This window comes from Burkholderia sp. Ac-20345, from assembly GCF_017104825.1.
Lineage (GTDB): Bacteria > Pseudomonadota > Gammaproteobacteria > Burkholderiales > Burkholderiaceae > Burkholderia > Burkholderia lata_B.
On sequence record NZ_JAAGPO010000263.1, the window covers coordinates 1 to 11,308 of the forward strand.

The 11,308-nt window shown below is 68.5% G+C and carries 11 protein-coding genes; 8 read left to right on the plus strand and 3 right to left on the minus strand.

Annotated elements, in window-relative coordinates; translation table 11 throughout:
- On the minus strand, positions 1-774 hold a 774-nt coding region (locus G3O06_RS43335), incomplete at its 3' end, for a hypothetical protein (RefSeq protein ID WP_205819759.1).
- A gap of 1,030 nt (positions 775-1,804) precedes the next feature.
- Here G3O06_RS43335 and G3O06_RS43340 point away from each other — a divergent pair.
- From G3O06_RS43340 to G3O06_RS43365, 6 genes are all read left to right on the plus strand, one after another.
- Positions 1,805-2,713, plus strand: a complete 909-nt coding sequence (locus G3O06_RS43340; RefSeq protein ID WP_174970345.1) for a sterol desaturase family protein — start codon at positions 1,805-1,807, stop codon at positions 2,711-2,713.
- A gap of 106 nt (positions 2,714-2,819) precedes the next feature.
- Complete coding sequence (locus G3O06_RS43345) at positions 2,820-3,533, plus strand: SDR family NAD(P)-dependent oxidoreductase (protein ID WP_174970346.1); 714 nt, start codon at positions 2,820-2,822, stop codon at positions 3,531-3,533.
- 78 nt (positions 3,534-3,611) lie between these two features.
- Positions 3,612-4,322 (plus strand): two-component system response regulator CreB, encoded by a 711-nt coding sequence (gene creB / locus G3O06_RS43350; protein ID WP_205819760.1) that lies wholly within the window; start codon positions 3,612-3,614, stop codon positions 4,320-4,322.
- Positions 4,323-4,337: 15 nt separating this feature from the next.
- The gene (creC, locus tag G3O06_RS43355; RefSeq protein ID WP_205819761.1) at positions 4,338-5,789 is read left to right on the plus strand and encodes a two-component system sensor histidine kinase CreC; all 1,452 of its coding nucleotides are present in this window, start codon (positions 4,338-4,340) and stop codon (positions 5,787-5,789) included.
- Positions 5,790-5,893: 104 nt separating this feature from the next.
- Entirely contained in the window at positions 5,894-7,285 is a 1,392-nt protein-coding gene (gene creD / locus G3O06_RS43360) for a cell envelope integrity protein CreD (RefSeq protein WP_205819762.1), read from the plus strand.
- 146 nt (positions 7,286-7,431) lie between these two features.
- Positions 7,432-7,629, plus strand: a complete 198-nt coding sequence (locus tag G3O06_RS43365; RefSeq protein WP_174970350.1) for an oxidoreductase-like domain-containing protein — start codon at positions 7,432-7,434, stop codon at positions 7,627-7,629.
- Between the two features lie 82 nt (positions 7,630-7,711).
- On the opposite strand, the gene G3O06_RS43370 is transcribed toward G3O06_RS43365, so the two are convergent.
- The gene (locus tag G3O06_RS43370; protein ID WP_205819763.1) at positions 7,712-9,172 is read right to left on the minus strand and encodes an MFS transporter; all 1,461 of its coding nucleotides are present in this window, start codon (positions 9,170-9,172) and stop codon (positions 7,712-7,714) included.
- Positions 9,173-9,342: 170 nt separating this feature from the next.
- Here G3O06_RS43370 and G3O06_RS43375 point away from each other — a divergent pair, with 170 nt between their 5' ends.
- Positions 9,343-10,215, plus strand: a complete 873-nt coding sequence (locus G3O06_RS43375) for a LysR family transcriptional regulator (protein ID WP_205819764.1) — start codon at positions 9,343-9,345, stop codon at positions 10,213-10,215.
- Positions 10,216-10,273: 58 nt separating this feature from the next.
- Entirely contained in the window at positions 10,274-10,594 is a 321-nt protein-coding gene (locus G3O06_RS43380; RefSeq protein ID WP_205819765.1) for a hypothetical protein, read from the plus strand.
- Between the two features lie 51 nt (positions 10,595-10,645).
- Here G3O06_RS43380 and G3O06_RS43385 read toward each other — a convergent pair.
- Positions 10,646-11,308: LysR substrate-binding domain-containing protein (locus G3O06_RS43385; RefSeq protein WP_205819766.1), on the minus strand; the 663-nt coding region annotated here is incomplete at its 5' end.

Genomic DNA, 11,308 nt, shown 5'->3' on the forward strand with positions numbered 1-11,308 from the left:
TGTGCCGGTGACCGTGGTAGCGGGCGGCGGGGCCGTCACGACCACCGCGGCCGCCGGAGGCGGCACCACGGGCACCGGCACCGGGACAGGAACCGGCACCGTCCCGCCGGCCACGACGACCGCGCCGCCTGCCACCGTGCTGCCGTGGATCACGGTCGTGCCACCGGTCGAGACCGTGCCGCCGTGTACGATCGTCGAGCCGCCCGACGTCGTCACGACACCCGGCGCCACGCGCGTCGCGCTGCCGGAATGCGTGACGGTTCCGCCGTCGGTGCCCGTCACGGTGCCCGAACGCGAGCAGGTCGAGCCCGCGCAATTCGTCGACGCCGTATGGCTGGTCGTGTTGCCGTTCGAGCCCGTGATCGTGCCGCTCGACGAATACTGGCCCGGGCCGTTGCGCGTCACGCTGCCCGACGTCGTTGCGCTGTGGCCGTCCGAGCCCGTCATTGAACCGGTGTGCGAGCAGGTGCCGTCCGCGCAGCTCGTGTCGCCGCTGTGCTGGACCGAGCGCCCGTTCGGGCCGACGGCCGTGCCGCTGTTGGAGAACTGGCCGGGTGCGGTGCGCGTGACGGTGCCCGTGTTGGTCGCGATACCGCCGCCGGGGCCGATCACGCCACCCGCATGCGAGCAGCTGCCGCCGCCGCACGAGCCGGCGTGCGCGCCGTTGTAGGTGCCGCGCGGCGTGTACGCGGTGCCGTGGCCGGCCCAGCCGGCGAAGGCCGGCGCGCAGGTGAGGGTGAGTGCGACGGCGGTGACGAGGAAGCGGGTTTTCATCGGGTGTCCTTGCGGTTCGTTTCGGTGCACGCAGTGGCGTGGCGACGGGACGAACTTTAGGGCGATGACGCGCGCCCGTCGCGTCATAAAAGATGTCGCGGTGTTACACGTGCCGTGCTGTTTCGCGGTACGACGAATGCGTGCGCCGTCCGCGCCGATCGCGGGCATGCCGCGCGGGGCAAGGCGGAAGGCGATGCGATCGCGTGATGGCAGCGTGCCGTGGCGAGGGTGCGGAACGTGTCGTGCGCAGCGCGAAAATGTGTCGCGACGACATGCGGCGACATATTTGCCGGCCGATTCATGCGTGTTTCGTGTCGAGCCGCGTCACGCGAATTGAACGCATGCAGTACGCCACATGCGACTGGAACGGGCTTCTGCGTAACTGGGAGCCGCCGTCGCCAACCATCCGAAGAATCGATTTCCTTCCGATCGGGGGGCAGAATTTCCGTGGTCAAGGCGGGTTGAGATTCATACGGATGGTCGAACGAATCGATCCTCGTAGAGGATGGCGAACGGGTTCATCGCCGTCTTCCAGTCATGAGCAGCACGCCGTCGACCGGCTTCGTCGCGAGCGACACGTTTTCCGCAGGACATGGATACACGCAGCCCCGAACCGGCCACGCTCCGGTCCGCAAGTGCCCGTGACCGTCATGCACCACCTGCACGCCTTTCCCCTCGGCATGCGGAAGCAGATTCCCCGCCGGACACTCATACACGCAGCTCCAACCCGGCCCGGCGCTGATCCACAAGCGTCTGCGCCTGCCATGCACCGCCTGAACGCCGTGCGCGCGACATGCGGCGACATATTTCCCGCCGGACACAAATGCGCGCAGCCCCAAACCGGCCACGCTCCAGCCCACAAGCGTCCGCGCCCGCCACGCACAACCCGACCACCTCTCCCCACGACATACGGCGACATATTTCCCGCGTGGTCTTTCCGTTCCCCGCCCACTACAGTGCGTTCCATTCGACGCGATGGCAGCCCGTGCAGCCGATGACGCGTCCGACTCAACCGGAGGAAAGGCCCATCATGCTCACCACTACAGGAAAGCTCGCGTACTACGTGACGCTCTTCATCGTCGCCGTCTCGCTCGTCGAGGCGGCCGTGCTCACCTGGCGCCGCGCCCGCGGGCCCGAACCGTTCGACTGGAACGAGGTGTGGCTGTCGCTCGCCGATCTCGCGGGCCGCAAGCTGCTCGCGCTGGTGCCGCTGTCGCTCGCCACGCCGCTGTTCGACCTCGCGTGGGCGCACCGGCTCTTTACGATTCCGCTTCACAGCGTCGCGCTCGCGCTGCTCGTGTTCGTCGGCCAGGAGTTCTGCTACTACTGGTATCACCGCGCGTCGCACCGCGTGCGCTTCTTCTGGTCGACGCATGCGGTGCACCATTCGCCGAACCAGTTGACGCTGTCGTCCGCATTTCGGCTCGGCTGGACCGGCAAGATCGCCGGCGCCGCGATGTTCTTCACGCCGCTCGTGTGGCTCGGCGTGCGTCCGGAAGCCGTGCTCGCGATCCTGTCGTTCAACCTGATGTATCAGTTCTGGCTGCACAACACGTGGATGCCGAAGCTCGGCTGGTTCGAATACGTGTTCAACACGCCGTCCGCGCACCGCGTGCACCACGCGTCGAATCTCGACTATCTCGATGCGAACTACGGTGGCGTGCTGGTCGTGTTCGACCGGCTGTTCGGCACCTATGTCGCCGAGCGCGCCGACGAGCCGTGCCGTTTCGGCCTCGTCACGCCGACCCGCTCGCGCAATCCGTTCGTCGTCGAGCTCGAGCACTGGGCGAGCCTCGCCCGCGACGTCGCAACGGCCCGCGACGTGTGGACCGCGATCCGCTTCGTGCTGCTGCCGCCGGGCTGGCGCCCGGACAACCAGGGCGAAACGACGGAGGAACTGCGCCGTCGCAGCCTCGTCGCGGTGCGCACGGATGCGTGAACGGCGCTACGCTGTGGCGAATTGCCGGCCGCGCATGCATGCCGCGGCCGGCATGACTCATTCAACACGCATCATCAAGCAACCCTCGATCCAGGAGAAAACATCGATGGAACACGATTTCAAAGGCAAGGCAGTCGCGATCACCGGCGGATTCGGTCATCTGGGCGTCGCGACGGCCGCGTGGCTCGGCGAGCGCGGCGCGCGCGTCGCGCTGATCGGCCGCGGCGCGGCCCCGGCGGCGCAGGCGCTGCCCGGCGTGCCGGCTGATGCATTGCGCATCGGCGGCATCGATCTCGTCGATCCGCAGGCCGCCGCGCAGGCGCTCGATACCGTGCAGCGCGAATTCGGCCGGGTCGATGCGCTGCTGAACATCGCGGGCGCGTTCGTATGGCAGACGATCGCCGACGGCGATGCCGCCACGTGGGACCGCATGTACGAACTGAACGTGAAGACCGCGCTGAACGCATCGAAGGCCGCACTGCCGCACCTGCTGGCGAACCCGTCCGGGCGCATCGTCAACATCGGCGCGGGCGCGGCGTTCAAGGCCGGCACGGGGATGGGCGCGTACGCGGCCGCGAAGGCCGGCGTCGCGCGGCTCACCGAGGCGCTGGCGGCCGAATTGCTCGACCGCGGCGTGACGGTGAACGCGATCCTGCCGAGCATCATCGATACGCCGCCGAACCGCGCGGACATGCCGGACGCGGATTTCACGCGCTGGGTGCGGCCGGAGCAGATCGCGGCGACGATCGGCTTCCTGCTGTCGGCCGACGCGCAGGCGATCACCGGCGCGTCGATTCCGGTGACCGGCCGCGTGGCATAGCACGACGGGCAGAGGCTCGCGCCGCGGCCGGCCGTGCGTACAATGTCGCACCGGATTGCGCGAGCCCAGCCTGAGACCATGCATCAACCCAATATCCTGATCGTCGAAGATGAAGTGGCGATCGCGGACACGATCATCTACGCCCTCGGCACCGACGGCATGCAGACCGTCCACTGCACGCTCGGGCAGGCGGCGCTCGACCATCTGCGCGACACGCGCTTCGATCTCGTCGTGCTGGATGTCGGCCTGCCGGATCTGAGCGGCTTCGAGGTGTGCCGGCGGCTGCGCACGTTCTCCGACGTGCCGGTGATCTTCCTCACTGCGCGGCACGATGAAATCGACCGGATCGTCGGGCTCGAAATCGGCGCCGACGATTACGTGGTCAAGCCGTTTTCGCCGCGCGAGCTGGCGGCGCGGGTGCGCGTGATCCTGCGGCGTTTCTACCGGACGGCCGCGCCCGAAGCGACACCCGCGCCGGCGCCCGCGCCAGCCGAGACGATCGCACCGGGTTTCACGCTCGATACCGATGGCGCGCGCGTGTCGTGGCTCGGGCACGCACTCGACCTCACGCGCTACGAATTCGGGCTGCTGGCGCTGCTGGTCCGGCATCCGGGGCGCATCTATTCGCGCGAGCAGTTGATGGACTTCGTGTGGCACGAGGCATTCGATTCGGCCGACCGCACGGTCGACACGCACATCAAGACGCTGCGCGCGAAGCTGCGCGCGATCGACCCCGAGCGCGACCCGATCCGCACGCATCGCGGGATGGGTTATTCGCTGCAACCGTAACGACCGGCACCGCCCATGCATATCGGCCTGCGCATCTTCTTCGGCTTTTTCCTGATCGTCGGCCTGGCCGCGCTGATCACGCTGCGCGTGTTCGTGCAGGAGGTGAAGCCCGGCGTGCGCGAGGCGATGGAGGATACGCTCGTCGATACCGCGCAAGTGCTCGCGACACTGGCCGCCGACGACATGGCGAACGGCCATATCGCCAACGGCGCGTTCGCGCGGCAGCTCTCGAATCTGCACGAACACCCGGTCAGCGCGAACGTGTGGGGCGTACAAAAGAACGCGATCGGCTACCGTCTCTACATCACCGATGCGCACGGCATCGTGCGCTACGACTCGTCCGGCCGCGCGGTCGGGCAGGACTATTCGCGCTGGAACGACGTGTACCGGACGCTGCGCGGCGAGTACGGCGCGCGCAGCACGCGCAGCGATCCGAACGACGACAGCAGCACCGTGATGCACGTGGCGGCACCGATCCGGCGCGGCAACGAGATCATCGGCGTGCTGACGATCGCGAAGCCGAACCAGACGGTCGCGCCGTTCATCGCGCGCAGCCAGCGCAAGATCATGCTGTACGGCGCGCTGCTGATGGGCGGCGCGATCCTGATCGGCGTGGCCTGCACGTGGTGGCTGGTGGTCGGGCTGCGGCGCCTGCAGCGCTATGCGCGCGCGATCGCGGCGGGCGAGCGGGCCGACATGCCGCTGCAGGGCGCGAGCGAACTGGCCGAGCTCGGGCGCGCGGTGGAAAGCATGCATCAGCGGCTGGAGGATCGGCAGTACGTCGAAACCTACATTCACACGCTCACACACGAGATGAAAAGCCCGCTGGCGGCGATCAGCGGCGCGGCCGAACTGCTGCAGGAAGACATGCCGGTTGCGAACCGGCGGCGTTTCACCGAGAACATCCGCCGCCAGGCCGGCCGCCTCGAACTGATGATCCGCAAGCTGCTCGCGCTTGCCGAAGTCGAGCAGAAGCAGCGCCTGTCGGTGCGCGAACCGGTCGCGCTGCGGCCGGTGCTCGAGCAGCTCGTCGACGATATCGAGCCGCGCGCGCGGCAGCGCGGCGTGAACCTGTCGATCGACGCGCACGCCCCGGCCGACCCCGCGGTCGTCGAAGGCGATCCGTTCCTGCTGCGCCAGGCGCTCGGCAACCTGCTCGACAACGCGCTGGATTTCGCACCGCAGGGCAGCACGATCCGGATCACGCTCGAGCAGCAGCCGGCGGGCAGGGCGCACGTCGCCGTCGTGCGCGTGACCGACGACGGCCCCGGCGTGCCCGACTACGCACTGGCGCGCGTGTTCGAGCGCTTCTATTCGCTGCCGCGCCCCGACGGGCAGGATCGCAGCACGGGCCTCGGGCTGTGTTTCGTCCGCGAAGTCGCGATGCTGCACCGCGGCCAGGTCGCGCTCGCGAACCGCGACGAAGGCGGCGCGTGCGCGACGCTCACGCTGCCGTCGGCCGGCTGACCGCGCTTCACGTTCGCTACACATTCACTTCACGCCGGCTTCAATCGCCCTTCACCGGGGCCGCTCATGCTGACCGTACCCTTTTACTCCGGTACTTGTCGGCCATGAATCGAGTCCTGTTGTTCAAATTCGCGATCACCGCGTTTCTCGCGCTGCTGATCCTGATCCCGCTGCAGATGGTGCAAAGCATCGTGCAGGAACGTTCCGCGTATCGCAGGGATGCGCTGCAGAGCATCTGGTCGAGCTATGCGGGGCCGCAGACGGTGGCGGGGCCGGTGCTTGTCGTGCATTACACGGAAGTCACGCGCGTGCGTGACGATTCGCCGCCGCGAGGCGCGGCCAAGACGAGCCTGCGAAGCGAGACGAAACGCCTGCTCGTGTTTCCGAAGACGCTGAACGTCGAAGGCACGCTGACGACCAGCGTCCGCTATCGCGGCATCCACAAGGCGCTGGTCTACGAGCTGGCAAGCAGGATGTCCGGCACGCTGCCGTTGCCGGACCTGAAGAAGCTGCCGCAGGCGGACGGCCACGTGAGCTTCAAGGTCGACGATGCCTATGTCGCGATCGGCATCGGCGACATCCGCGGGCTGACCGCGCAGCCCGACCTCCGCATCGGCGGCGCGCGCTTCGACGTCGAGCAGGGCACGCGGCTGGCCAGCCTGCGCCAGGGCGTGCACGCGAACGTCGATCTCGCGGCGCTGGCGGATGCAAGCGCGGGGGCGGCCGTGCCGTTCAGCATCGACCTGCCGCTGCGCGGCGCGGATTCCGTCGCGTTCGCGCCGGTGGGCGACCAGAACGATTTCTCGCTGAAATCGTCGTGGCCGCATCCGAGTTTCGACGGCGCGTTCCTGCCGAACAACCGCACGGTCGATGCGCGCGGATTCACCGGCAACTGGCGCGTGACGTCGTTCAACACGAAGGCGCGCGAGCAGATCGCATCCGGCGACGGGGAAGGCGCGATCGAAATGGCGTCGGTGTCGGTGATCGAACCCGTGAACGTCTACCTGCAGGCCGAACGCGCGACGAAATACGGCGCGCTGTTCGTGATGCTCACGTTCGCGAGCTTCTTCATGTACGAGCTCGTGAAGCGGCTGCGCATTCACCCGATCCAGTACACGCTGGTCGGCCTGTCGCTCGCGTTGTTCTTCCTGCTGCTGCTGAGCCTGTCCGAACACATCAGGTTTGCGTATGCGTATCTCGCGGCGAGCGGCGCATGCATCGGGTTGCTCGCCTTCTACCTGTCGTTCGTGCTGCACAGCGTGAAGCGCGGCGCGGTGTTCGCGGCGCTGCTCGCGGTGCTGTACGCGGCACTCTACGGGTTGCTGCTGTCGGAGGACAACGCGCTGATGCTCGGTTCGCTGCTGCTGTTCGCGATCCTTGCCGGCATCATGACGCTCACGCGCCGCGTCGACTGGTATTCGCTCGGTGCCGCGTGGCAGCCGCTGGCCGACAAGGCGGGCGCGGGCGCAGCGAAGCCGGGCCCGCAGGCGAAGTAGCCGCGCGAGTTGCGAGGAAGCGCGCCGGTCGGGAGTATCGCGGCCGGCGCGTCATTGCGAAGTGGCGCCTCGCCGCTGGCCCGCGCGGCGCGCATGCCGTGCGGCATCCGCTTATACTGAACGCGTCTCTTCATTCGATTTTCGCCGTGCCCAACACTGCCTCTCCGGAACCGTCCATCGACGATCCCCGTCCGACCCCGCCCATCCAACCCGAACTGGAAGACTGCTGCAACAGCGGCTGTTCGCCGTGCGTCTTCGATCTCTACGACGAAGCACTCGCGCGCTATCGCGTCGAGCTGGCCGAATGGGAAGCGCGCCAGGCGCAACGCAAGCATCACGCGTGACGCCGGATGCCGGCGAGCGGCTGCACCTGCACCTGCACCGGTTCCGCGTCAGACCCTGCCGTCGCAAATACTCCCGTCCCGCTTACGTCCCTGCATGCAGCCGCCGATGCAGCGGCCCGAGCATGGCCGACAGCGCGATGCATACGAGCAGCACGGCCGTCAGCGCGAACATCGACGTCCTGAAGCCCTGCACGTAATCGAGCGCGGCCGGATGCGCGCCGAGCCGGGCGAAGAACACGCCGCCGAGCGTGGCCGCGCCGACCGCCGCGCCGATCTGCAGCATCGCGGTGACCATGCCGGATGCGACCCCCGCGCGCGCCGTGTCGACTTCCGCGAGCACGATCCGCACGACCGACGGCAGCACGAGGCCCTGGCCGATCCCGATCGCCGCGATCCCCGTGTAGAAGCCGGGGCCCGGTGCTGCCGCGCCAGCCAGCGCCGCGGCCGTCGCGACGCCGGCTGCGAGCATCGCGAAACCGAGCGTGAGCACGCGATAGCCGCCGAACCGGGCGACGAGTCGCGGCATCAGCAGCGGGCTCGACAGGAAGCCGAGCCCGAGCGGCAGGATCGCGAGCCCCGACGCGAGCGGCGACCAGTTCAGGCAGCCCTGCAGATAGATCCCGTAGCTCAGGAAGAACGCGCTCAGCGTATAGAACAGGAACGCCAGTACGAGCCCGAGCGCGACGACGGGATTGCGGAACAGGCGCACGTCGAGCAGCGGATCGTGGCCGCTCGCGAGGCGGCGCGCCTCGACCGCCAGCAGCGCACCGAGCATCGGCAGCGCGCCGACGAGGCACGCGATCATCCACAGCGGCCAGCCGGCCTCGCGCCCGTGCGTGAGCGGGTAGACGAGCATCAGCAGGAACAGCGACAGCAGCGCCATGCCGGGGACGTCGATGCGCTGGCCTTTCGGCGGCCGGCTTTCCGGGATGAAGCGCCAGCTGCCGATCAGCGCCAGGATGCCGATCGGCAGGTTGACGAGGAAGATCGCGCGCCAGCCGAGCCCGAACGGATGCAGGCTGATCAACGCACCGCCGCCGAGCTGGCCGATCACGGCCGCGAGGCCGAACACGAAACCATAGAAGCCCATCACGCGCACCTGCTCCTGCGGGCTGAACACGCTGCGGATCGTCGCGAGCACCTGCGGTGCGAGGATCGCGGCGAACAGGCCCTGCAGCACGCGGCCGCCGACCAGCACCGCGCCGCTGCCGGCGAGCCCGCACAGCGTCGACGCGACGACGAAGCCGGCCATCCCGATCATGAACATGCGCTTGCGGCCGTACAGGTCGCCGAGCCGGCCGCCGGTGATCTGCACGACGGCATTCGCGCACGCGTAGGCCGACACGACCAGCTGCAGCTTGGCCGGGCGTGCGCCGATGCCGTCGCGGATGGCCGGCAGCGCGAGATTCACAATGAAGTAGTCGAGCGGCGGCAAAATCGCGCCAACCAGCAGGACCACCAGCGCCCAGCCGTGGTGGCTGCGCGGCGCCGCCGCGGCGGCCGGGCCGGCCGGCACGCAGGGGGCAAGGGTGTCGTTCGTCATGGAAGCAGGTCCGAAAGAATGAGTGCCACATTCATGCCGGACGCGACGCCGGGAGCATCGGTTCGGCCATGGACGGGCGATTGACCCCCATTCTGGGTGGTGTCAATGAATCGGAAAAGCGGGAATTGGTGGTAGCATCCATCGGATTATTCGATGGATGGAGATTGGCGATGCGCGGTTTCGACCTGGATCAGTTGCGTACTTTCGCAGCGGTCGCGGACGCCGGCAGCCTGACGGCCGCCGCGCCGCTGTTGCACCTGTCGCAGTCGACGGTCAGCGAGCAGGTGCGCAAGCTCGAATCGCGCGCCGGCGTGCCGCTGTTCGTGCGCAGCAAGCGCGGGGTCGAGCCGACGCCCGCCGGCTCGCGGCTGCTGCAGCACGCGCGGCGCATCGTCGCGCTGAACGAGGCCGCGTTCGACGAAGTGCGCGGGCAGGCGATCAAGGGCGAGCTGCGTGTCGCGATCACCGATTACTACCGGACCAACGAAGTCGCGGGCCTGCTCGCACGGCTGCGGGAGTGCTACCCGCAGCTGAGCCTGCACGTCAGTGCGATGAAGAGCGCGGATATCGAGGCGGCGCATGCGCGCGGGCAGGTCGATCTCGGCGTGGTGATGAACCTGTCGAGCGGGCCGTTCCGGCCGGCGTCGGCCGATACGCGCTGGGTGCTGCGGCGCGAGCCGCTGTCGTGGGTCGCATCGCCCGCGCTCGCCGAGCAGTTGCCCGAGCCGCTGCCGCTCGTGCTGCTGCCGGACGACTGCATGATGCATCAGGTCGCGGTGCGTTCGCTCGACGAGCGGCACACGCCGTACCGGCTCGTGCACAGCGCGTCGGGGGTCGCGGGGCTGCAGTCGATGCTGGCGGCGGGGCTCGGGGTGGGCTGCCTGTGCGCGTCGGCGATCGGCGAGGGCCTGATGCGGCTCGGCGCGAAATACCGGCTGCCGCCGCTGCCCGACGCGGTGTTTTCGCTGACGCCGCCGATGCCCGGCGAACGCGAAACCGTCACGCAGGCGCGCGAGGTGCTGTCGCGGCAATTGCTGATGTAAAACCGGGCCGCACGACATGCGGCAGCGCGTACCTGAGAGGCGCGCCAGGGGACAAAAAATGAACGACGAACTGCAACGCCAGATGGCCGCGAAGCTGCAGGATGCGCTGGAACGCGTGATCGACGAACGCTCGCTGATCCACTTCCTGCGCGTGCTCGGCCACGACTGGAACAAGGAGCGGCAGCTCGAGGCCGACGTGCCGCCGTCGCCGTACTCGCGCGCCGCGCTCGGCTGGGAAAACCATTCGATCGGCGAGTACCTGGACGCGATGGTCGACTGGGCCGAGGCATCGGAGGAAGGGCTGCGCCTCTACGACATGCCCGACAATCCATGGCGGCGCATGGCGGACATCCTGTTCGCCGGGAAAATCTACGAATAGCGCCGCTCGGGCGCTTCGTTCACTTCGTTCGTGACCGTCGCCCCGAACCGTCTATTCGACGGTTTCGCCATTCGCATACGCACGCAGCCCGTCGGCCAGCGCATCGAACACCGCGCGGCAGCGCGGGCTCGTCCGCAGGTCCTCGTGCATCACGACCCAGGTTTCCAGTTGCATCGCGGGCCCGTCCGGCAGCACGCGTACGAGCCGCGCGTCGCGTTTCGCGAGCCCGGTCTGGCAGAAGCCGATCCCGTAGCCGGCGCGGATCATCGCGAGCTGTGCAAGGTTGCTGTCGGTGCGCAGCGAGAACGCATCGCGCTTCCACAGCGGCATGCTGTGGCCCGCCGAGCGGATGAACGGCGTGACCGTGTCGAAGCCGATCAGCGCGTGATGCGCGAGTTCGTCGATCGTCGCGGGCGCACCGTTGCGCGCCAGGTAGTCGTCGCGCGCATACATCCCGACCTCGATGTCGCCGATGCGTCTTGCAACGAGCGCTTCCTGCGCGGGCGACGCCATCCGCACCGCGATGTCGGCCTCGCGCTTGAGCACGTCCTGGATGCGGTCGGTCGGCACCAGTTCGATGACGAGCCCCGGATGGTTGTGCCGCAATTGCGCGAGCATCGGTGGCAGCACCTCGACGGCGATCACGTCGCTGGCCGAGATCCGCACGATGCCGCGCACGCCGGCGCCGTGGCTCGCGGCCGCGCGCTCGAACGC